Here is a 22,447-nt window from a genome sequence, read left to right as displayed (position 1 = left end):
TACATTCGTTAAATTCTTATTTCATCTTCTCCACTTCTTGGACTATTAGATCATAATTGATCGCCCCAAGTGCAACGAATTGAATACGGCCATCCGATTCAATCATGTACGTCGTAGGATACGCATAGACACTATACAGATTGCTCACGTCAGAACTTCTGTCCATCAAGACGGGAAATGTCAGCCCATATTCATCCACAAATGGAGCGACCACTTCTTCATTATTTTCTGTAGATGTTAGATTGACTGCCAATATTTCGACATCCAAGTTGCTTTGTGTATACAGCTTCTGCATATCTGGCATCTCCGCCCGACATGGCGGACACCAAGTCGCCCAAAAGTTCAACAATACTCGCTGTCCTCTATAATCCGATAATTGGACTGTTTTCCCTTCCAACGTCTTCAGTTCAAAATCAGGTGCCAATTGGCCGCGCTGAATTCCGATTTCATTGGAATCTACGGTACTGAAAACATCTGCCTGAAGCGGTCGGCCCGTTGCTGTTTCCTTTTCCGAAAAGGTAAAGTCATAGACGGCCCAACCGACCAACACCATTACGACAGCTAGTAATATTACTCTCTTCTTCATTCATGATCTCCCCCTATTTATCCCAGGTTTGATAACCACGTGCCGTCTACTAAATCAAGCAGCCAACCTGTAATTAATGGCATTAAGCCGAAAAACAATACAAGACCCATCAAAATCATGATGACTGCGCCTACTTTCATGATCACCTGACTGCGGCGGACAATCCACTTCGTCGAGCCAAGGAAAAATGTCAAGATTAGGAAAGGCAGCGCAAAACCGATAACATACATAATCGTGTAGAAAATTCCCTGGCTCGGGTTACTCGCAGCCAGCATTAAAATGGAACCGAAGATTGGACCGATACAAGGCGTCCAGCCGGCTGCAAACCCGAGTCCGATGAAAAATGTCCCGAAATAGCCGGTCGGTCTCCTCGTCGATTGAATGCGTCGTTCTTTCATCAACCCCATAATATTGACCCATCCACCTATAAACAAGCCCATGACTATAATGAAAATCCCGGCAATTCGTTGGATAAACAAGCCGGAGTCTCCTCTTAACAGTTCTGAAATCCACTGACCGAAAAAGGAGGCACCGGCCCCCAGGCTGATGAAGACAAGCGATACCCCCAGTAAAAATACAAGGGAATGACTAATTAATTTTCTGCGGATTTTTATCGTCTGGTTCCCTTGAAGTTCTTTCACACTGATTCCTGTAATATACGAAAGATATGCCGGGAAAATAGGCAGCACACAAGGAGACAAAAAAGAAAGTGCCCCCGCTCCGACTGCCAGTAACATCCCTACTATCAATACCGTATCTGTTTCAATTCCACCCATAACGTCCTTCCTTCCTATGTTGTAGTATTAGCAATAGCAAATTGGCTGCGAAAAAGAGCAAGAGGAACCACGGTTTAATCATATAACCGAACACCGTTACATAAGGCTGGATCGTCAACAGCACGCCCATCCCGAATGTCCAAACCGTCAATAAGATTCCGAGTAACTTCCCCGTCGCCATCCGTCCATTCAAGTAAGTAAAAACTCCCAGAAGAATCGCCAATAATATAAGACTTCTCAATGAATAGATCTGATCATTCCAAGCGTATTGAATGAACTCATATAAAAATGCCGCGGATAAATACAGATGAACAAAAGCCCTTCCGACAGTCAGGCCCTCCAGATGTCCCTGTTTCACCTTATACGACAAGAGCAACCCACTAAATAACACCGCCGCATAGAAAGCGCCTGAATCTCCCGGGTACGCCAAAATCGCCATTGGATCTGTGATAAAGACAGGAAGATTCAAAAGAACTTTTCCCGCCCACATAAATAAAACAAAATTGATCAGTTGCGAAACCATTTCATCGACCATCTTCTTTTTCTGCTCCTTCGGCAGTTCACTCATCAAATAAAAGAGCAAAATACTAAGAGCTATGCTGAAGACTAGAATAGATATGGAGATCAATTTACTTATCGATGCCATTCAAGTCCCCCATTTCCTCTCCATCTTCATCATACTGTCCCATTATGAAAATTTGATGAAAGCGAGTTAATTGGCAACAGAAACCTGCACCCTATGCTGAATGATCATGTCGAGGGTTAATCCCTAAAGGTGATACCATGCCGGATGAAAAAGAGACTAAAATCCGTTATAAAATATTGAATTTCATCCTAGGGAAAGAAAAAGCCGGGAAGTTTACACATGACCCCTACATTACGAGAGCCATTAACGATGGATGAAAATGTGGTCGTTCATAGTGGTACAAAATATCTTAAGGGTCATGGAGATGTGATTGCCGGATTTGTCATTGGAGAGAAAAAAGAAATTGCTATGATACGAAAGAAACTAATGGGAGATTTACCTATTGCAGAGGGGAATGAAGACGCTTCCTATTAGAATGGAAAGGCATTGTAAGAATGCTTTGGAGCTTGCGAAGTACTTGAAAGTGCATCCCGCTGTAACAGCGCGCATTACCAGACGGTCGGGGTTCATCCGCTCGTCGCATTCGACGGCTTGACAGGCGACTTCCTGAAAGCAAAGTTGCGTCCTGGCAATGTCTATATGAGCAGTTCTTTTCATATTGGGCTGCGTGCCGCTGCCTGTCTGCCAGACGGCAGTATATCAAAAAACAGCCTTTCTGTTAGGCTGCCTTCCATTCTATAATAATAATCCGCCTGCAGCGCCTGTCAGTACAACGATCCACGGCGGAATCTTCCAAAATGCCAGCATGCTGAATAGTACCGCCGCCAACGCAAAATCGGCCGGTTTCCCAATTGAACTTGTGAAAATCGGATGATATAATGCAGCCAATAAAATCCCGATCACCGCAGCGTTGACACCCATTACAGCACCTTTGATCCGAGGATGGCTGCGCAACAAATCCCAAAATGGAAGCGCGCCCGCAATCAGCAGGAAAGCAGGCAGGAATATCGCAAAGGTCGCAAATAATCCGCCCTGCCAGCCGTTCATCACTGCACCGAGATACGATGCGAACGTAAACAGCGGTCCGGGAACCGCCTGCGCCGCTCCGTACCCGGCCAGAAATGCTTCACCGCTGATCCGGCCCATCGGCACCAATTCCTGTTCCAATAAAGGCAAAACCACATGCCCTCCGCCGAATACAAGCGCGCCTGCCCGATAAAAACTATCGAACAGTGCTACCCAGTAAGAGCCCGTCAGATCACGTAAAATCGGCAAAACGGCTAATAGCCCAAAAAAGAGTGTCAGGCAAAGCGCCCCTGCTTTTTTGGATAAAGGAAATTTCGATTGATCGATTCCACTGTCTTGCTCGGCAGATCGAAAGAGAAGGAGCCCCGCAATTCCCCCCAATAAAATAATTGCAATTTGTGTAAAAGCTGTCTGCCATAAAAGAACGGCAATGAGCGCAAGCAGCGCAATCGTCTTTCGTGCCGTATCGGGCGTCAGATTTTTCGCCATGCCAAGAATTGCATGCGCGACAACCGCCACCGCCACAATCTTCAATCCATGCAGCCAGCCTGCATGGCCGATATCCGAACCAACGAACAGCATCGCAAATAAAATTAAGACCAGCACGGAAGGCATCGTGAAGCCGATAAATGAAACAATTCCTCCCAATATGCCGGCCCGGGCTATTCCAACGCCAATTCCGACTTGACTGCTCGCAGGACCCGGCAGGAACTGGGCAAGCGCCACTAAATCTGCATAGCTTTTTTCATCCATCCACTTGCGCTTACGGACATATTCTTCATGAAAATAGCCTAAATGAGCAGCCGGTCCGCCAAATGAAGTCAGACCAAGCTTTGTTGAGGCAATGAGTATTTCTAGTAAACGATTCATTCCAAACACCTTTCCCGTTTCATTTGCCTCTATCATCTCATTCAGTAATTAATTTTCAACATACTTACAAAATCTTAACGCAGACGTAATAATCCCTAACAGAAAACAAAATAAAAAAAACCAAGAGCCTCCCGGAATTTCAGGAACTCTTGGTTTCTCTTATAATTCGCGCCGCAGCGCATCAATCACATCGATTTTCGTAGCCTTTCTTGCAGGACGCCAGCCTGATACAACGGCGACAGTCAGACTGATGGCGGAAGCAATAACGACCAGCTGCCAGGGAATGATGGAGAATGTGACATGTAAATCAGCAAAATCCTCTTCCCCCATTGCCGCCCCCACGATGATAGGCAGTAACCAATTGGAAACAAAGCTTACGGCGTAGGAAATAATGAGCGCTAAAACAGTTCCGACAATCCCAATCCATGCGCTTTCCATCAAGAACAGCCGCTGAATCAGCTTTGGCTGTGCACCGATCGCCTTCATGACACCAATTTCACGTGTGCGTTCCGTCACAGCCATGGTCATCGTGTTGAAGATCCCAATAGAAGAGATTAAGATGGCAATCGTGCCCACAAATACGAGACCCGCTTTCAACGCAAGAAAGAATACATCAACGCGATCCAATTCTTCTGAGATGGAATAGACATCATAGCCGTCCTCTTTCAATTGATTCGTGACCGACTTTACGTTTTCAAGCTCATCCGCGTAAACGTACAGCATACTGGACAGCAGCGGATTATCCTCCAAGTCTGCCTCCTGCTTCTGGTAGATGTTCTCCAGTTTAGGAATCAGCTCCGCATCCGCGTAAATTTTATTGTCCACCAGCCAGTCTTTTGACGGCTTTTCGGCAATGCCGACAATGGTCAATTCGGTTTGATCCTTAAATAGGTCACCTGTATTGTAATCTCCCATTTGATAAACGAACTTTTCTCCGATCAATTTTCCATCGTATGCAGGTAGATCGGGTTCTTCCTGTGAATCTGCAGGAAGTGATTCCATTATTTTATCGGCAGCCTGCTGGTCAATCAAACTCTCAGCAAAACCGCTCCCCACTACCACTTCATCAGCTGTTTCCGGCAGTCTTCCCTCTTCCAAAGCGAAGCCGACTTTTGCTTCTTCATTAAAATCAGTCACAAGTAAATTACCGTTAGCGGTATATTTCCCGATTGACTCCTGCTGCAGCGCATTGACATTCTGACGCACAACGACCGCTTTGACATGGTCGATGTCTTTCATTTCCACCGCTTTACTGACATCCAGTTCACTGGAATACACTTCAATTTGTGTAACCAGCCGATTATCCAGAATCTCGTTTCTCAGCGTATCGTGAATTCCGAAGCCGACGCTTGCCAATACGATCAGAAATGCCGTACCCATTGTTGCCGCGAGAACCGTCATGAAAACGCGCAGTTTATTTTTCCTGATATGCTGCCGAATAAAATCGATCTGGTCTTTAAACTGCATGTGGAACACCTTCTTCCGTCAAAATCCCGTCATGCATCCGGTACATCCTGTCCGCCTTGTGTGCCACTTCATCGTCATGAGTGATGATGACAAACGTGATGCCGAGCGTCTTATTAAGTGTTTGGATCAACTGCAATACTTCCAGCTCCGTCTCCGAATCCAGACTGCCTGTCGGTTCGTCCGCGAAAATAATGGGCGGATCCGTGATCAGTGCACGCGCGATACTGACCCGCTGCTGCTGTCCTCCTGACAATTCATTCGGATAATGATCCTGTACAGCAGTCAAACCCACTTGCTTCATCAACTTATTGACTTTATCTTTACGTGTATGACGATTCATCCCTGTTAACTTCAGCGGCAACTCCACATTCTCGAATGCCGTCAGACCGGGCATGAGCTGGAAATTTTGAAAAATGAAACCGAAGTTCTCCAAACGGAACTGCGCACTTTGCTGTTCGGAAAATGTGGAAGTCACCGTATCTTTCACCCGTATTTCTCCGCTGTCCGGTTTTAAGAACCCTGCTAATATATGAAGCAATGTGGATTTTCCGGAGCCGCTTCGTCCCACAATCGAGACAATCTCTCCCTGCCGGACCGAAAATGAAATACGCTTCAGCACAGGCACATTGGTTTCTTTCCCTTTTCTTCCGATTAAAAATGAATGATTTATATTATCTACTGTAATCAATATTTTTCCTCCCATGACTGTATTAACTTCAGTATACAAATGCCATCTTAAGGAACCATAAGGATGATTCTTAAGATTTTCTGAAGTTCTGCGCAAAAACCATCAAATTACTACACGATTCGCTATCTTTTTATGCAATTAATTTGGTATGATGTAGGAATCCAATACGTTAAGGCGTGTTTGGGAAACTGCTGAACTACGTTACACTAACGATTCCAACAATAGATGGAGGAAAATACATGTTAAGTCCACGAAAACCCGATCCATTTTTCACTGCTTTATTGGACATTGCGAAACATGTGCAGGAGTCGCTGCACTATGCAGATGATTTTAAAGTAGATACGGTGGCGGACCTTAAGGAAATCAGCATCAAAATGAAAGCCTTTGAGACCTCAGGCGATACGCTGATTCATGAATTGATCACCAAACTGAACACATCGTTCATGACACCGATTGAACGTGAAGATATTTTACAGCTGGCCATCAAAATGGACGACATCTTAGATGGAATCGAGCATTTCATTGGAAATTTGGAAATGTTCTCCCTCATTGAAGTGGATGAATATATGCAGAAGTTCATGGACAATATCGTCAAAAGCACGGACGAAATCGTCAAAGCAATGGAGCTTCTGACGAATAAGAAGCTTGTGGAGATGCGCACACATGCCGTGCAGATCAAAGAGTATGAACGGATTTGCGACGACGTGCTGCGGACATCCATTAAGCAGTTGTTCATTCGGGAAAAAGACCCAATCCGAATCATTCAGCTGAAGGATCTGTACGAATTACTCGAAGAAACTGCTGATTATTGCCAGGACGTCGCCAACACAATCGAAACGATCATAATGCGTAACGCGTAAGGAGTAACAGCCGATGGATACGATTCTCATACTCACCATTCTCGTTGTCGTGTTTGCTCTGGCATTCGACTTCATCAATGGTTTTCACGACACAGCCAACGCCATCGCCACATCTGTTTCGACGCGTGCATTAAAACCACGGACTGCAATTATGATGGCGGCAACAATGAACTTTATCGGAGCATTGACGTTTACAGGGGTCGCGAAGACGATTACAAAAGATATTGTTGACCCTTTTTTATTGCCTGACGGTGTGGGTTCATTGGTCATTTTGGCCGCACTTGTCTCTGCGATCATCTGGAACCTTGTGACATGGTATTTCGGAATTCCTTCCAGTTCGTCACACGCGCTGATTGGTTCGATCGCAGGTGCCGCGATTGCAGCAGCCGGTTTCGGGATTCTGAACTACAGCGGATTCATCAAGATTATTCAGGCACTCCTGCTGTCCCCGGTCATTGCGCTGGTCGGCGGTTTCATTGTCATGACGATTCTGAAGAACGTTCTGAAAAACCGAAATCTTTTCAAAGCGAATAAACGGATCCGCTATATGCAGATCGGCACGGCGGCTATCCAGTCGTTTACGCACGGGACAAATGATGCGCAAAAAGCAATGGGGATCATTACGATGGCATTGATTGCAGCCAATTTGCAGACTTCCGATGATATTCAGCTGTGGGTACGTATCGCAGCCGCTACTTCCATGGGGATCGGAACATCGATCGGCGGCTATAAGATTATCAAAACCGTCGGCGGTAAAATTATGAAGATCCGTCCGATTCACGGCATTGCGGCAGATCTGAATTCTGCTACCATCATTTTCGGCGCCACCCTGCTCCATCTGCCTGTCAGCACGACGCACGTTATTTCTTCATCCATCATGGGTGTAGGGTCAGCACAGCGTTTAAAAGGCGTGAAATGGGGCGTTGCGAAGACCATTGTTATGACGTGGATCATCACGATGCCGATCTCTGCACTTGTCGCAGCAATCGTTTATAAGGTCCTCGCGTTATTCGTGTAGGGTTCTTTTAACTTGCAATGTCTGCCAATAGTTGTTATGATAAAGGAGAATTATTTTTGTTCGACGTTGGTCCGACGATTTCATCTCGACCGTTTCAAGAATTGAGCAAGGATAGTAATACAATGTGTACACAACAGTGCACGAGGAGGAAACAAACATGGAACAAGGTAAAGTAAAATGGTTTAACGCAGAAAAAGGTTATGGCTTCATCGAACGTGAAGATGGCGACGATGTATTCGTACACTTCTCCGCTATCCAAGGCGACGGATTCAAAACTCTTGAAGAAGGTCAAGACGTGTCTTTCGAAATCGAGCAAGGACAACGCGGACTTCAAGCAACTAACGTTACAAAAAACTAATCTAACCTTTCAAACCACTTCCTTTTGGGAAGTGGTTTTTTTATCGCTCTCTTTTTTAAAATACATATACAGCAACGATCATATAACAGTGACAAGCGATCATAACAGCCTTGCTGCCGCTCGTAGTTTGCCTACAACTGAAGGTAGTATTAAAAGTGGACACCATTCAATGAGCATGTTTGTATAAGAGTATATAAATTGAACGGAGCGTGTCCACATGGGTAAACGATTTGATCCGGAACTGAGGCAGCATATTCTGAAGCTAGTGTTAGAGGAAGGAAAAAAGAACACGGAGGTCTCTCGGGAGTTTGGTATTCCTACCAGTACAATAGTTCGCTGGAAACGGGAACATCGCCAAGAACTCCAGTCGAAATCGGAAGGACAGGAATACCTGACGCCCACCGAACAGGCCAATCAGCAACGCTGTCTTGAAAAGGAAATCGCAGAACTGAAGGAAGAGAATGACATACTAAAAAAGGCCATGCACATCTTTTCAAAAGGCCGGCTGTAATCTATGCGTTCATAGAGAATCACCGGCATCAATACCGCGTGAGAAAGATGTGCAGCGTATTAGGTGTGTCCCCAAGCGGCTATTATAAATGGCGGACGAAGGAAGTCAGTCTGGCAGAGGGAAAGAAAGAGGAAGCGCAGAAACAGATCCGGCAGATCTTCTACGCTAAGAAAGAGGTATACGGGAGCCCGCGTATATGCAGGGAACTAAAGAAGAAAGGTCTGATCCTCTCGGAAAAAACAGTGGCGAACTACATGAAGGAAATGGGGCTGTCTGCCATCGTGCCATTAAAGTATACGGTCACTACTCAATCCAATCATGAACACCAGATCCATCCGAACTTGTTGAAACGCCAGTTTCACGCAGACCGCCCCAATGAAATATGGGTGGCCGATATCACGTATATCTGGACAAGGGAAGGCTGGCTGTATCTGGCAACGGTGATGGATCTCTTTTCCCGAAAGATTGTCGGTTTTAATGCGGGGGCCTCCCTTTCCACCGAACTGCCGCTGCTGGCACTGGAGCGTGCCTTGCGTCAGCGTTCACCTAAAGAAGGACTGATTCATCATTCAGATCAAGGTGTTCAATACGCCTCTCGAAAGTATATTGACCTTCTGACAGAATATAAGTGTCGCATCAGTATGAGCCGTAGAGGGGACTGTTACGATAACGCCTGTATCGAAGCCTTTCACGCCAGCCTGAAGAAAGAGCTAGTATATCGGATGGAATTTCAGACGAGAGAAGAGGCTAAGCGTGTCGTGTTGGATTATATCCTATCGTTTTATAACGAGCGACGCAGCCATTCTACGCTGAATTACCTATCACCGAATGAATTTGAAGAAACTCATCTCGAAGCCTGACTGAAACTGATCAAGTGTCGCTCACAACTTTCATGGGAGAGCAGTTGGCTTTTTAACTGCTCTCCTATGAAAGTACACCAAGCGTAGCGCGGTAGGCTTTTCAAAAAATCTGCTCATAAGAATTTGTCCACTTTCTTGACAGAAGACCACAACCTCTCTTTACACTTCGTTGAGTGCTCATACCTCTGCCCTGTGTGATCATAAAACCCCCGCAAGCGCTCATAGAAAGGTTTTGATGTCATTGATTTCAGCCGATTCGGCAAGACATTCCACCCGTTCTCCGCTATGATAATTATAGACTACCTGATCAATACATAGATCACCTGGGAGGAATCACCTTGCACAGCTTTGCAAACTTCATCACCAAATCATATAAATGGATTCTCGCATTCTGGCTGATTTTATTCGGCGTCATGACCTATTTCGCCATCCAGCTGCCCGGCCTGCTCGCGGGGGACGGCTTCCGTGTGGACGGGGAGCATGAAAAAGTTATGAAAATCGTCTCAGAGGACTTCAATCTGCCTGCTGAGACGCTGTTTTTAGTATTTGACGGAAAGACAGACAAGGAAATAGAATCAACACTTTCTGAACTGGACTCCCTCGGAATTCCGTCTAAAATCGTTTCACCGCTGAATGAAAAAGATCAATACACAGACGATCTTTCCTATGCGATGCTGCAATTCAGCGAAGAACCGGACGATATGCCGAAAGCCGTAGAGGATATCCGAGATTCATTCGAAGGAGAAAACGGCATTGTACTGACAGGCGGAGGCGCTTTTGAGCACGATATCAATAAAGCAAGTCAGCGTGACTTGATGACAGCGGAAGCGATTGGTCTGCCGATCGCGATCATCGTGTTGCTGTTCGCATTCGGCACGATCGTTGCGTCGGTAGTGCCTTTATTGGTCGGAATCGGGACCGTTGTCTGCTCGCTCGGCATCCTGGCACTGCTTGGCAACAATGTGGATCTGTCCATTTTCGTGCTGAACATCGTGCCGATGCTCGGACTCGCGCTCAGTATCGACTTTGCGCTGCTGTTCATTAGCCGCTATCGCGAAGAACTGAAGAAACAGAGCATCACGGACTCCGTCATCATGACAATCCGCACGGCAGGACGCTCGATCATCTTCTCCGCCGTCTGCGTGTTCATCGGCCTCGGCGCCATGCTGCTGATCAAAGTGGATATTTTCGGGAATATCGCGCTCGGCGGTATGGTCGTAGTCTGCATGGCGGTCGCAGCCTCCCTCACTTTACTGCCGTCTGTTCTGCTGCTGCTCGGCGAACGTATCCATAAAGGACGGCTGCTGAAGGACCGCGGTGAAGAAGCGAATGGCTGGAGGAAATTTGCCAATGCCGTCATTAAGCGTCCTGTGACCATCGCTATCGTGGCATTTGTTTTATTGGCCATCGCGCTCATCCCCGTACGCAATATGGAGCTGACGATACCGCAGATCGACTCGCTTCCTGAGTCATTCGATACGCGGCAGGCATTCGAAAGCATGCAGGACACGTTCGGAATGGGTAATGAAAGCACCGTCTTCCTTCTCGCAGAACGCGCTGGCGGCTGGGAGGATACCGGCGGGCTGTCAGAGATAAAAAAACTTGAACAACAGCTGACCGATGACCCATTGGTCGGAGATGTCTCTACAATTTACACGGTGAGCGGGGTCGAAACACCGGAACAATGGGAACAGTCACTGCTTGCTCCGGAAATGGATGCACAGCTGAAACCGGTGCTTGAGAACTTCACGAACGGTGACCAGCTGCTCGTCCCGGTCACGCTCAACGCTTCCGGCAGTTCGAACGAAGCACAGGACTGGGTGCGCGACTGGTCCGCCAAAAAGACGGACTGGAATTTATTGATCGGCGGCGAACCGCGCTTCAACCAGGAGATCTTCGACGAAATCGCCAATCAAATCGTCTACGTTCTGCTGATCATCGTCGTGTCCACATTCTTCATCCTGATGTTCGCATTCCGGTCGCTCGTCATCCCAATTAAGGCAATCCTGATGAATATTCTCGGACTGTCGGCGACATTCGGGATACTCGTCTATATATTCCAGTATGGCCATTTCGGACTGCATCCCGGAACCGTCGCACTCATTATTCCGGTCATCGTGTTCAGCCTCGTTTTCGGCTTGAGCATGGACTATGAAGTATTCCTGATTTCACGGATGCAGGAGGAATTCTCCTATTCATTCGATAACGATAAGTCTACGGTCGAAGGACTTGCGACGACAAGTAAAGTTATCACATCCGCTGCACTGATCATGATTGTTCTGACGGGTGCTTTCGCGTTTACGGACGTTATGCCGGTAAAACAAATCGGCGTCGGCATCGCTATTGCCGTTGCCATTGACGCGACGATCATCCGCCTGCTGCTCGTGCCGAGTCTGATGAAACTGTTCGGCAAGTGGAACTGGTGGCTGCCGTTCGGCAAAGGGCTGTACCGCTCGAAAAACCAGCAACCGCATGACCTAGGAAAATAAGCAAAACTCGTTTGAGCACCGATTTTTCGGTGCTCTTTTTTTCAAAATGAAACGTAGTGCCGATCCAGAACGTATGCATAATAATGGAGACGACTTCTTGAAGAATTGCGCTGTCCTTAACAGCAATAAGATCCACTAATTTTACGAGGAGGGATTTCATGAAGAAAGTATTTGAAGCGAATTATGACGGTCATATAATACAAGTTGAAAATAGATGGTTTACTGGCGAAAAGTTGTACGTAGATGGAGAATTGCAAGATGAAAATATAGGCCTGGCGCTTAGAGGTACGTTAAATGGCAACTTAACTACTAACCAGAATGAATCAAAGGATATCAAAGTGAGTATAGGCGGTTTTTTTAGTATCCACTGTAAAATCTTTATTGGTCACGCAGTAGTCACTTCCTATCAAATTAAATGAAGCAGAGAATTAGGGTCTGCACCAAAATGTGTGCTTGACTGGCTATTTCATGGGCAGTTTGAGATTTGCTGTAATTGCAGTATAGAGTTCGCTTGGCCGTATTTCTGTGGTTTTTGCAGACATTAAGGCACCTGTCGGCGTACTTAGGTTGCCTAGAACGAAGGTGCACTAGCTGGTTTTTCAATACTTCTTATGTGAGTAGACAGTATGGGTATCATATTTAATATGATTACGATAGGCTAGGTATTTCATGCAATACTTATTATTCTACAGTGGCTAAAATTCTTGTGATCAATGCGTTTGCAAAGTTGCGAAAAGAAATCACACCCACAAAACCTACACTCTGAGAAAAAGCAAAATGATATAAATACACCACGCCAGCGAAGGCGCAACTACGGGGTCGGCCGTGGCTGTGAGACTGCTGGCATGCTCTCCGCCAGTAGGCTCATAGCGTAAGCCAATCCCCCAGCGCCGAAGCGGGTTTAAACTGCAAACTCACACTTCAATTAAAATCCCTACAAAGTCGAGAAACGAAATCCGCACAAGTATATCCACACATTGCCAAAATGCATGTGAAAGGTTGTCAAGCACATGTTTTGGTGAAGAGCAGCGGATTATTTCAGAAAGTTTTTTTCAGCAATACTTCACTCTGAATTAGAAGCCGCCTTACATCCTATAACTTTTTTCGAAGTAATCACTCTTTTAATTGAGAATGGCTATCATTTACTGTATAGTAAAGCTACATCTTATTACGTGAGGAGACTATACATTGAAAATCTACTGGACAAAAATAAATAGTATCATCGAAGAAACACCTGAGGTTAAAACGTATATGCTTGACCGCCCGGAGGATTTCACATGGGAAGAAGGTTCTCACACCCACTTCGCACTGGAAGGTTTTAATGCCGGAGATAAACCGAATCGCGGCTTGATCCGCCATATGTCGATCTCCACGTTACCACATGAAAACTCAATCGGTATCACTACGCGCATCAGAGAGCAATGTTCCGAGTTTAAAATGATTTTAAGAAAAATGGAAGTCGGAAGTGAAGTTGCCATATTTAAAACACATTCAAATGTACCGCTAAAACGGGAAGACAAAAATGTGTATCTGCTTTCTTCAGGCGTCGGACTGGCTACTTTCAGACCGCTTGTACTTGATTACTTCGACCGCGCCGACAATGTCAATCAAATTCATTCGCTGAATATTGATTCTTCAACGGACTACTTATTTACTGAGATCTTTCAATCCGCGTCTGACAAAAATTTCACTTCACAGTTCGTCGATAACCGTAAAGAGTACTATGACGAAGTGAAAAATCTGGCTGCAGATAAAGACGGACTCTTTTATGTTGTCGGCAGTGACGAGTTCCTTATGCAAAACATAGAAGTCCTCTGTGAGCAGGGCATCAAGCCGGAACATATTATGCTCGACAAGCACGAACGGTCGCTTCCTGATTTCCTAACGGTTACTGCATCAATTTAAGTATAGTAAAATACTTCCTTGGAAATGCTATGTCGATATGATTGAATTATGGTAACATATATTTACATTAATAAGCGATGAAGAGACAAGTACATGTGGGTAAGCGTTACAGAGAACTCCGCCGGCTGAGAAGGAGTATGCAAATACACATGGAAACAAGCCTTGGAGCTGCACATAGGATAGTCATTACATTGATTATGTGCCGGGTTCTCCCGTTATCGAGATAGAGTATAAACCTGCGCTGTATTCTGCAGGCGTACTTGAAAAGGTTTTTGCGGCGACGCAGGAACAAACTGGGGTGGCACCGCGAACTTCTGCATTCAGGAAGTCTCGCCCTCAAGTCTATTGACGTGAGGGTGGGATTTCTTTTTTTGTGTTCAAAAAAATGAATGTAGGAGTGGCTGCCATGTTGAAATTAAATAAATGGAAAGATCCTTTATTGCTGCTGCTAGGAATCGGCGTGTCGAATCTGGGTGCCTGGGTTTACTTGATCGCCTTGAATCTAATTGTACTGGATATGACAGGGTCGCCATTCGCGGTATCTGTTCTTTATATACTTATCCCTGTTGCCGCTCTGTGCACAAACTTTTGGTCCGGCAGTCTGGTTGACCGGATAAATAAAAGAAAATTACTGATCTACCTTGACCTGATCAGAGCATTTTTACTGCTTTTACTGCTATATATGGATTCACTGCTGTTGATATATCTATGCGTATTACTCATCAATATGGCTAGTTCCATCTTCGGAACAACCTCTATGGTTTATATGACCAAGCTGATACCTGAGAGTAATAGACAGCGGTTTAACTCCCTAAGAAACTTTATCAATTCAAGCGGCTTTATACTGGGACCGTCAATAGCCGGGTTTCTCTTTCTTATCGGCTCTCCATATCTTGCAATCCAATTAAATTCCCTTGCATTATGCATTTCGGCCTTAATTATTTTGTTATTGCCTGACTTGGATAAGGTCAAGGGTGATGTCGTTATAACGGAAAAATGGAGCTTCCGCATGATCAGAAATGACTGGATAGAAATTCTCAGCTTCAGTAAATCAAACTGGCATATTGCGTGGGTGTATATTCTTTTCAGCGGAATTACTGTGTTTATGACAGGATTGGACTCACTAGAAGCTGCATTCGCAACTAAAGTACTTTCGTTGTCTGACAGTACCTACGGGTTTCTGGTCAGTATAGCAGGAATCGGAATTATACTGGGATCATTGACAAATGCTATATTCGCCAGCCGTTTGAAAACCAATATCCTCATCAGCTTCGGAGCCGTATTTACGCCGGTTGGCTACCTGATCTTTGCATTCTCCCAAAACTTCGTATGGGCTTCAACCGGCTTTTTTACATTGGCGTTTGCCTTGTCCTTTGCAAACATCGGATTCTTAACTTTTTATCAAAATCATGTACCGGTGTCTATTATGGGTCGCTTCTCCAGTGTGTTTGGCGTGGTAGAGGCACTGCTGATTATTTTCTTTACGGCTGCAATTGGTGTTCTTGCCGAGTTCTACAGCATTCGCCTTGTCTATATAATCGGATCTTTTATTTTTTTAGCATCCGGATTTCTAGTGAGTATAACGGTTTTGGACAAATCTAAAAGAGACTATTACTGACAAAACAGCAAAATAAAAAGTACCTGCACTGCACAGGTACTTTACTTTATTATCCTATTTCCCAGCCAAACGCGCCGGCTTCCATATAAGAAGGTGCTTCCATCGATTGATGATTCTTCTGTGTCGGATTATTTTTAAATGTAACTGTAACCATGAAATAGATGGCCGCCACGACAATGATCGTAAACACGACCATTCCAATTGCCAGTGTTTTCCCCTTCATTCCATTTCACTCCTATTGCATTATTTCGTTTTCAATGAAAAGCCTTCTTCCTTCAGATAGCTGACGGCTTCTCCGTAATCGCCGAAACCTTCTTCCAGATTGACGCCGTGATACACATTGAAAAAGCTGTCTTCTTCGAGCACAGTCAGCGTTGAACCATTTGGATGCTGCCATGTTTCAGACAGCGGTTCTGCTTCTGCCGGCTCTGTTGCCAGTGCTTCCACTGCCGCTTTAATGACCGTACGCAATTCCTCCGCAGTGAATTCACGGATATTAACTAGCCCGCGTTCATCCGGCTCATAGCCTTTGACGTCCGCCACGTAAACAAAGCCGTTGCCGTTCGGGTGCAAGTGCTGCACGACGACCGTCTTATCGAAAAGCGATTCTTCATAATGATAGTTCAGTCGCTTCATGGAGACCTCTTTTTTCACTAACTCCGGAAATCCCTCTATAATCTGCTGCTTCTCTTCAAATGTTAACATGTCATTCCTACTTTCCGCTATTGTGTTATCTCGTTTTCCATTCAATGAACAGGACGAGTAATATGACGACTGCAAATGCGACGATATAGAACCAGGATGGTACACTGCTAATTCCGCCGAACATGCCATCCACTCCTTCCCCGTACTCCATTCTGTTTAGTATACCCTTTTTCCATTCGCTCTGGCGATTAATTTCATGAATTCAGCGGTTTACGCTGTATTGCAGGCCCGGTAAAAGAGTATAATGTGAAAGAGGAGTGGGTGTCACATGTTCAAACGCCTTTTTCAACTGCTGTTTCTCATCGTGATTTTATACGCTGCCAAGCCTTTATGGGAAGGACCCGTTTCCAAGTACGCGGACCTGTCATTTTTGGACCCGCTGGATGCGCGCGTAGAATCTGTGCTTGATGAAGAAATGGTTGAATCTGTGCTTGATTATACAAAACAGACCATTACAACAATTGTAGCCTTTGTCTCTAATAAAACAGCAGAATCACGTGCGCCTGAAGAAGTCGCCCAGCCGGCGCTCGCAACACCGGCGCAGGGGGCTCTGTCAATTCATAATATCCAAATCGGCATGACGGAAGCCGATGTAAAAGCCGAACTTGGCGAACCCGCACGTAAATCTGTCAATGAATACTGCACCGAGTGGCTGACGTTTCATGAGAATTACCAGAATTTCGTCATGCTGTCTTATGACATTCAGCGCCGTGTCAATGCCATCTATACCAATGACCGCTTAATTTCTTCCTCAATAGGAATCGAATACGGCGTGCCAAAAGCAAAAGTCCGTGAAATTGCAGGCGAACCGATTACGGAAATCCGCAAAGGCACGAATATTTATAAATTGCAGGATGATGAGGGAATGGATATATTTCATTCGGATGGTGTCTATACGTATGTTTTCTATGATCTGCATCAGGATCAGACCGTGACGGCTGTCCAGCTGATTTCTGATAAGCTGGAGCAAAAAAAGACCGCACTTTATGCACCGCAGAATGATGCTATGAGAAAAGGCTTTGAAATACAGCTCTTTGATTTGACCAATGCGGCAAGAGTGCGCCATGGCCGATCGATTTTGACGTATGATGAGCTGGCATCTGCCACCGCCCGAAAACATAGCGTAGACATGGCGGCGCATGATTATTTCAGTCATGAGAATCTGCAGGGCGAATCCCCTTTTGACCGAATGAAAAAGGACGGCGTGAAATTTGTCAGTGCCGGTGAAAACTTGGCGTACGGCCAGTCGAGCAGCATCTTCGCCCACGAAGGTTTGATGAATTCCAAAGGTCACCGTGAGAATATTTTAATCCGCGATTATCAGTTCCTCGGTATCGGTGTGGATTTTAATGACAAAGAACAGCCTTTTTATACAGAGAATTTCTTCTCTAAGTAGGTAGGTTTGCTTTCAATTTGTCCTACAATCTATTAAAATAGAGGGAAGGCCTTCGCGTAACAGGAGGACCTTATTAAGCATTAAAGGAGAATACGAATTGAAAAAAATTGCAGCATTTTTCTTGGCCGCGACATTAATTCTGTCGCCGATCGGAAACATCGTTTTCCAGGATAATATTACAGCAGAAGCACGCGGATACAAGTCTGGTAAGAAAAGTTTCAGTACACCAAACCGTGTACAGCCTAATAAGATCGAAAAGAAACAAGATCAAACGAAACAAAACAATAATACAACAGCTGCCGGCAAAACATCGAAACCCGGCATGGGCGGCGGCCTGATGAAAGGTTTGTTAGTCGGTGGACTGGCCGGTTTGTTATTCGGCAGCCTGTTCGCTAATATGGGCATGCTCGGATCATTCCTCGGTTTGATGATCAACGTCATCGCCATCGTTTTCATCATTTCATTGGTACGGAAGATTTTCGCGATCTTCAAAGAAAAAGAACGGAAGAAAAATGAGGATATGAACCAATGGAACAGCAGATAATTGTTGAGCAGGATGTGGCGAATGCGGTCTGTGTGCTGATTGCGAAAGAAGCACGCGCGATGCCGGACGATGTGGAAGTTGAGCTTGCGTATGATGATGAGGAAGGCTTTTCTGCTGAAGCAGAGCTGAACGGCCAGGTCCATCAGCTGAATACAGCACGTCTCGTCGAAGCACTCCGTTTATGGATCGAGCAGTATTTGGATATGGATCCGATGGCTGCCGGCATTCAGTTGAAACTGGATGATGAAGAAGGCATTATTGCGGTTGTAAGATAATATGACAAGACGCTCCTTTTATGGGGCGTCTTTTTCATTTGAAGTATGGTTTCGCTGCACGCCTCATATATATAAGAAGAACCCATCTTATTATTGAGGATGTGAACGAATGAATAATGAAGATAATAAGCAGGAAGAGAAGAAGATGGAGTCTGCGGAAATTTACGCGGCCAAACTTTCATTTATTGGTTCTGCTCTTTCCACATTAGGCGATGGTCTTCAAACACTGGCTGCAGCAATTGCACTGCAGGAATTAGTAAATGCAGAAAACGACAGTCAAACGTCCGATCAGGCAAGTCAACTGGAGCAAATACAAATACAGCTGGATTATCTGACCAGAAAAATAAAAAACATGGAACGCAGCAATTACGGGCAGTTTTGAAGACGTGCATAAAACCGCTGTATGAATTCTCGAAATCAGAAAGCGAGCTGCAGTGTTCCGCGGAAATGCTGCGGCTCCCAGTGCCGCGGCGTTCCATAAACACTACCGTACAAAAAACAGTTCCTCATCAAAGAGGAACTGCTGACTGTCAATTATTTAGAAAGGTTCTCAGATGTTATTTCCGCACAGGCAAATGGTGTGCCTGAATTTCCTGCCGGATCCGTCTTGTAGTCGTCTTCTCCTTCATGTATGACCAGCGCTTTTCCACCGCCGTCAAGCAATGAATTTTCTTTGCCAAGTTCCAGCGTCACAGCATCTGTCGTGATTCGGACTTCTGCATTGCCGTTATCATCCGCTTCAATATTTTCTAAATCTCCTGCATGGTACCCTTTGGGATTGTCAAAACCATGTTCTTTGCCACCGGGGTTGAAATGCCCCCCCGCAGATGCTTTAAAGTCAGGCGCCGTACATACGCCATGTTCATGGATATGGATGCCATGCTTGCCTGGTGTAAGGCCTGTCACAGTGATATCCATTGCTACGCCGCTTTCTTCAGCACGTATGACAGCTGAACCGATGCTCTCCCCTTCCGTATTGATAATCGGAGCATTAACTTCTGATGCCGCCTTCTCCTGCTGCTTCACTCCACTTTCTCCACTGCCGCTGACCGGCACCTTTTCCTTGGCTGCGCTGCTGCAGCCGGCCGTCAATAAAATAGCGCCCAGTATAACGCCGTGTAATTTCCACATGTTACTGCCTCCTTGTTTGTGCTATATACATTCTCTCCTGTTAATCGGTAAGTATTCACTGAAATCATAATTGCCGATACCTTGTAGTTAACTTCTATCAAGGCGAAAAGCTCCAAAGCAGGAAACTTTCCGCTTTGGAGCTTCTATTTTGTTATTCAGTCTTCCAATAAAGGATAAACACCGTTCTCATCATGTGTTTCTGTTCCGACAAGCGGCGGATTAAATACGCAGATTAAGCGCATATCCTCTTTGCCGCCACGCAGATAATGCTCATCATTTTCATTCAAAGCATACATCGTGCCGTTTTTAATCGGATATACTTTACCGTCCGACGTCGTTTCAATTTCACCGTCTCCGGCAACACAGTACACAGCTTCCAAATGGTTTTGATAATGAATATGCGTTTCTGTTCCTGCATAAATAATCGTTTCATGGAATGAGAAGCCCATATTATCTTTTTTCAATAAGAAACGGCGGCTGGACCACGTTTCTGCTTTCGTTTCGTTCTCACTGCCAATAATTTCATCCAAGTTACGTACAATCAAAAGTATCTCTCCTTATTTCTTAACGACTTCTTCAATCGCTTTTTCTAATATATCGAACCCTTTATGGATTCCTTTTTCATCCATAGTCAGGGAGCCGAGGAATTTCACCACTTCCCCTTCTGGGCCGGACGTCTCGATGATCAGTCCTTTTTCAAAGGCCTTTGCACAGATTTTATCTGCATAATCTTCTTTGCCTTCACCGCAGACGATACCCTGCATGAAGCCGCGGCCTCGTGTGGTAGCCTTTAATTGAGGATAATCCTCTACAATTGTTTCCATACGCTTGGTAATAAGCTTGGATTTTTCTTGTACCGATTTAGCGAATTCATCTGTTTCCCAGTACGACAGAGCTTCTGTAGCTGTCAAAATTGCCATGTTGTTGCCACGGAACGTTCCGTTATGCTCAGCCGGACCGAATTTATCATACTCCGGTTTGATCAGCGTAATGGCCAACGGCAGTCCGTACCCTCCAATAGATTTTGACAGGCAAACGATATCAGGCTTGATGCCGGCCGGTTCGAAACTGAAAAAAGTTCCGGTACGCCCGCAGCCTGCCTGCACGTCGTCAACAATCAGTAAGATATCGTAATTACGGCAAAGACGCTCTACTTCACGCAGCCACTCAAAGCTTGCAGGATTGATTCCGCCCTCACCCTGAACGGTTTCCAAAATCATTGCCGCCGGCAGATCCAGTCCGCTGCTCGCGTCAGCCAGATACTTCTTAAGGAATGTCAATGACTGACCTTCTTCTAAAAATGTATCGAAGGGCATCGATGTCGTATTGTTCAACGGCACACCTGCACCGCCGCGGTTATAAGAATTTCCTGTAACCGACAACGCCCCGAGTGTCATGCCGTGAAAACCATTCGTAAAGCTGATAACGTTCTGGCGTCCTGTCACTTTGCGGGCAATTTTCAGCGCACTTTCCACTGTATTTGTCCCTGTAGGTCCAGGAAACATGACTTTATATTTCATGTTTCTCGGCTCCAAGATCACTTCGTTAAATCGTTCAAGAAATTCTTTTCGAACTGTCGTACCCATATCCAGACTGTGCGCGATGCCATCGTCCATAATATAGTCGACCAATTTCTGTTTCATTTTTTCATTGTTGTGACCGTAGTTCAAAGCACCCGCTCCGGCAAAGAAGTCAATATACTCCTTACCTTCCGTATCCCACATCTTGTAGCCTTTTGCTCTCTCGAATACTGTAGGGAAACTTCTGCTGTAACTTCTCACTTGCGACTCACGATTTTCGAATACTTCCATTACCTTCTGACTTTTTGTCAGTACCATGTGTAATTAATTCCTCCGTTAGATTTAGTATTTTCACGTGTCCTGTGCGACAGCCGGCCTATTGCTTAGAATGGCCCGATACGGAACAATTCTTCCGCTTCGTGTTCGCCGCCCGGGAAATGGCCGGCCGTATAGCCTTCCGAAACTGCACACTCCGTTTGCAAATCTCGTGCCAGCCCTTTAAAGAGCTTGGTGGACGGAATGTTGGTCGGGGTGACTGTCGCTTCCAAGTACTGAACAATCCGGCATACCGGTCTCTGCAGAATAGCGTGCAGCATACGGGAAGCCAAGCCCTGTCCGCGTGCCGATTCATCAACAGCGACCTGCCAGATAAACAGCGTATCCGGTGCTTTCGGCTGAATGAACCCTGAGATGAAACCGACAACTTTGCCGTGATCTTCCACAACGATACTCGTTTCACTGAATTGATCCGCCCACAGCAAATAGCTGTAAGGAGAATTCACATCAAGCACTCCTGTATCTTTCACTAGCTGCCAGATCCATTTACCGTCTTTGACAGTCGGCGTACGGAACGAATAGGGATCGTTTGGATCATATCCTGCAATCGAATACTTATGATGTTTCTGCAAACAGTTTTCCTCCAAGTCTTGTCATTTGTGTGCTCTGCACAAATGTTCATTGTCTGAAATTCTCTAAAGATGCCTGTTTGCTTCTTTACCCTCGAACGCGGCTGCATAAAACAAAGTTCATTGAAAAGTCATAACTGTGAGGTTTTTTAGTTCCGAATAAAAACATTCGGCAGATTCCCTTTTGGAAACCGATGGATTTAGCAAGGGTACTTACGTAGAAAAGCCAAATGGAGATTCGTTACTGGCTACTGGGTGCTAACTTTCTGCCTTGCGGTATGAAGAGCAAAAAAGAGCGCCTTTACAAAAGCAGGGAGCTTTTGTTCATGTAAACAGCTGATAAAATTAGGATT

The 22,447-nt window shown here is 45.4% G+C and carries 26 protein-coding genes, 1 pseudogene and 1 other annotated feature; of the genes and pseudogenes, 15 read left to right on the top strand and 12 right to left on the bottom strand.

The window, feature by feature from the left end; genetic code table 11:
* Positions 1-16: 16 nt before the first annotated feature.
* The 3 genes from NCCP2331_RS03000 to NCCP2331_RS02990 are packed head-to-tail and all read right to left on the bottom strand — an operon-like array spanning position 17 to position 2,008.
* Entirely contained in the window at positions 17-586 is a 570-nt protein-coding gene (locus tag NCCP2331_RS03000) for a redoxin domain-containing protein (protein ID WP_251668403.1), read from the bottom strand.
* Positions 587-603: 17 nt separating this feature from the next.
* Positions 604-1,362, bottom strand: a complete 759-nt coding sequence (locus tag NCCP2331_RS02995) for a cytochrome c biogenesis CcdA family protein (protein WP_251668402.1) — start codon at positions 1,360-1,362, stop codon at positions 604-606.
* A complete protein-coding gene (locus NCCP2331_RS02990) occupies positions 1,349-2,008 on the bottom strand; it encodes a hypothetical protein (RefSeq protein ID WP_251668401.1) in 660 nt (219 codons plus the stop codon). The genes NCCP2331_RS02995 and NCCP2331_RS02990 overlap by 14 nt, the downstream gene beginning before the upstream one ends.
* A gap of 219 nt (positions 2,009-2,227) precedes the next feature.
* On the opposite strand from NCCP2331_RS02990, the gene NCCP2331_RS02985 reads away from it, so the two are divergent.
* Entirely contained in the window at positions 2,228-2,422 is a 195-nt protein-coding gene (locus tag NCCP2331_RS02985; RefSeq protein ID WP_251668400.1) for a PLP-dependent transferase, read from the top strand.
* 66 nt (positions 2,423-2,488) lie between these two features.
* Positions 2,489-2,596: pseudogene (locus NCCP2331_RS02980) on the top strand (transposase); the annotation flags it as partial.
* 87 nt (positions 2,597-2,683) lie between these two features.
* Here NCCP2331_RS02980 and chrA read toward each other — a convergent pair.
* The 3 genes from chrA to NCCP2331_RS02965 all read right to left on the bottom strand — a co-directional run bounded on the left by chrA (position 2,684) and on the right by NCCP2331_RS02965 (position 5,999).
* Complete coding sequence (gene chrA / locus NCCP2331_RS02975) at positions 2,684-3,844, bottom strand: chromate efflux transporter (RefSeq protein WP_251668398.1); 1,161 nt, start codon at positions 3,842-3,844, stop codon at positions 2,684-2,686.
* Positions 3,845-4,003: 159 nt separating this feature from the next.
* Positions 4,004-5,311 carry an ABC transporter permease gene (locus tag NCCP2331_RS02970; RefSeq protein ID WP_153723424.1) on the bottom strand — a complete coding sequence of 436 codons (1,308 nt, stop codon included), beginning with the start codon at positions 5,309-5,311 and terminating at the stop codon, positions 4,004-4,006.
* A complete protein-coding gene (locus NCCP2331_RS02965) occupies positions 5,301-5,999 on the bottom strand; it encodes an ABC transporter ATP-binding protein (protein ID WP_251668396.1) in 699 nt (232 codons plus the stop codon). Before NCCP2331_RS02965 ends, NCCP2331_RS02970 begins: the two co-directional genes overlap by 11 nt.
* Before the next feature lie 239 nt (positions 6,000-6,238).
* On the opposite strand from NCCP2331_RS02965, the gene NCCP2331_RS02960 reads away from it, so the two are divergent.
* The 9 genes from NCCP2331_RS02960 to NCCP2331_RS02920 all read left to right on the top strand — a co-directional run bounded on the left by NCCP2331_RS02960 (position 6,239) and on the right by NCCP2331_RS02920 (position 15,618).
* A complete protein-coding gene (locus tag NCCP2331_RS02960; RefSeq protein ID WP_153723422.1) occupies positions 6,239-6,859 on the top strand; it encodes a DUF47 domain-containing protein in 621 nt (206 codons plus the stop codon).
* 13 nt (positions 6,860-6,872) lie between these two features.
* On the top strand, positions 6,873-7,877 hold the full coding sequence (locus NCCP2331_RS02955) for an inorganic phosphate transporter (RefSeq protein WP_251668394.1): 1,005 nt from the start codon (positions 6,873-6,875) through the stop codon (positions 7,875-7,877).
* Positions 7,878-8,034: 157 nt separating this feature from the next.
* A complete protein-coding gene (locus NCCP2331_RS02950) occupies positions 8,035-8,235 on the top strand; it encodes a cold-shock protein (RefSeq protein ID WP_009766462.1) in 201 nt (66 codons plus the stop codon).
* Between the two features lie 217 nt (positions 8,236-8,452).
* The gene (locus tag NCCP2331_RS02945) at positions 8,453-8,746 is read left to right on the top strand and encodes a transposase (protein ID WP_251668392.1); all 294 of its coding nucleotides are present in this window, start codon (positions 8,453-8,455) and stop codon (positions 8,744-8,746) included.
* On the top strand, positions 8,746-9,606 hold the full coding sequence (locus NCCP2331_RS02940) for an IS3 family transposase (protein ID WP_309296356.1): 861 nt from the start codon (positions 8,746-8,748) through the stop codon (positions 9,604-9,606). The genes NCCP2331_RS02945 and NCCP2331_RS02940 overlap by 1 nt, the downstream gene beginning before the upstream one ends.
* Positions 9,607-9,944: 338 nt before the next feature.
* A complete protein-coding gene (locus tag NCCP2331_RS02935; RefSeq protein WP_251668390.1) occupies positions 9,945-12,095 on the top strand; it encodes an MMPL family transporter in 2,151 nt (716 codons plus the stop codon).
* A 158-nt stretch (positions 12,096-12,253) separates the two neighbouring features.
* Positions 12,254-12,514 carry a hypothetical protein gene (locus NCCP2331_RS02930; RefSeq protein ID WP_251668388.1) on the top strand — a complete coding sequence of 87 codons (261 nt, stop codon included), beginning with the start codon at positions 12,254-12,256 and terminating at the stop codon, positions 12,512-12,514.
* A gap of 769 nt (positions 12,515-13,283) precedes the next feature.
* A complete protein-coding gene (locus NCCP2331_RS02925) occupies positions 13,284-14,000 on the top strand; it encodes a dihydropteridine reductase (RefSeq protein ID WP_251668386.1) in 717 nt (238 codons plus the stop codon).
* Positions 14,001-14,068: 68 nt separating this feature from the next.
* Positions 14,069-14,341, top strand: a binding site (T-box leader).
* A gap of 65 nt (positions 14,342-14,406) precedes the next feature.
* Entirely contained in the window at positions 14,407-15,618 is a 1,212-nt protein-coding gene (locus NCCP2331_RS02920; RefSeq protein ID WP_251668384.1) for an MFS transporter, read from the top strand.
* 49 nt (positions 15,619-15,667) lie between these two features.
* Here NCCP2331_RS02920 and NCCP2331_RS02915 read toward each other — a convergent pair whose 3' ends face one another.
* Both NCCP2331_RS02915 and NCCP2331_RS02910 read right to left on the bottom strand, forming a co-directional pair.
* Positions 15,668-15,841, bottom strand: a complete 174-nt coding sequence (locus tag NCCP2331_RS02915; RefSeq protein ID WP_251668382.1) for a hypothetical protein — start codon at positions 15,839-15,841, stop codon at positions 15,668-15,670.
* 20 nt (positions 15,842-15,861) lie between these two features.
* Positions 15,862-16,323, bottom strand: a complete 462-nt coding sequence (locus NCCP2331_RS02910; RefSeq protein ID WP_153723416.1) for a hypothetical protein — start codon at positions 16,321-16,323, stop codon at positions 15,862-15,864.
* Positions 16,324-16,591: 268 nt separating this feature from the next.
* Here NCCP2331_RS02910 and NCCP2331_RS02905 point away from each other — a divergent pair, with 268 nt between their 5' ends.
* From NCCP2331_RS02905 to NCCP2331_RS02890, 4 genes are all read left to right on the top strand, one after another.
* Positions 16,592-17,719: a CAP domain-containing protein gene (locus NCCP2331_RS02905; RefSeq protein WP_251668380.1), complete on the top strand. Its 1,128-nt coding sequence runs from the start codon at positions 16,592-16,594 to the stop codon at positions 17,717-17,719.
* A gap of 97 nt (positions 17,720-17,816) precedes the next feature.
* Positions 17,817-18,263 (top strand): hypothetical protein, encoded by a 447-nt coding sequence (locus NCCP2331_RS02900; RefSeq protein WP_153723414.1) that lies wholly within the window; start codon positions 17,817-17,819, stop codon positions 18,261-18,263.
* The gene (locus tag NCCP2331_RS02895; RefSeq protein WP_251668379.1) at positions 18,248-18,538 is read left to right on the top strand and encodes a DUF2653 family protein; all 291 of its coding nucleotides are present in this window, start codon (positions 18,248-18,250) and stop codon (positions 18,536-18,538) included. The genes NCCP2331_RS02900 and NCCP2331_RS02895 overlap by 16 nt, the downstream gene beginning before the upstream one ends.
* Positions 18,539-18,647: 109 nt before the next feature.
* Positions 18,648-18,920: a translation initiation factor 2 gene (locus NCCP2331_RS02890; protein WP_251668377.1), complete on the top strand. Its 273-nt coding sequence runs from the start codon at positions 18,648-18,650 to the stop codon at positions 18,918-18,920.
* A gap of 152 nt (positions 18,921-19,072) precedes the next feature.
* Here NCCP2331_RS02890 and NCCP2331_RS02885 read toward each other — a convergent pair whose 3' ends face one another.
* From NCCP2331_RS02885 to ectA, 4 genes are all read right to left on the bottom strand, one after another.
* Positions 19,073-19,669, bottom strand: a complete 597-nt coding sequence (locus NCCP2331_RS02885) for a superoxide dismutase family protein (RefSeq protein ID WP_251668375.1) — start codon at positions 19,667-19,669, stop codon at positions 19,073-19,075.
* A gap of 155 nt (positions 19,670-19,824) precedes the next feature.
* On the bottom strand, positions 19,825-20,214 hold the full coding sequence (locus tag NCCP2331_RS02880; RefSeq protein ID WP_153723411.1) for an ectoine synthase: 390 nt from the start codon (positions 20,212-20,214) through the stop codon (positions 19,825-19,827).
* Positions 20,215-20,226: 12 nt separating this feature from the next.
* Positions 20,227-21,507 (bottom strand): diaminobutyrate--2-oxoglutarate transaminase, encoded by a 1,281-nt coding sequence (gene ectB, locus NCCP2331_RS02875; RefSeq protein ID WP_251668373.1) that lies wholly within the window; start codon positions 21,505-21,507, stop codon positions 20,227-20,229.
* 65 nt (positions 21,508-21,572) lie between these two features.
* Entirely contained in the window at positions 21,573-22,097 is a 525-nt protein-coding gene (ectA, locus tag NCCP2331_RS02870; protein WP_153723409.1) for a diaminobutyrate acetyltransferase, read from the bottom strand.
* Positions 22,098-22,447: the final 350 nt, after the last annotated feature.

Source organism: Sporosarcina sp. NCCP-2331 (assembly GCF_023707945.1).
GTDB lineage: Bacteria > Bacillota > Bacilli > Bacillales_A > Planococcaceae > Sporosarcina > Sporosarcina cascadiensis.
Note: the sequence above shows the minus strand (reverse complement) of the source record. Positions and strands in the feature narration are given on the sequence as shown.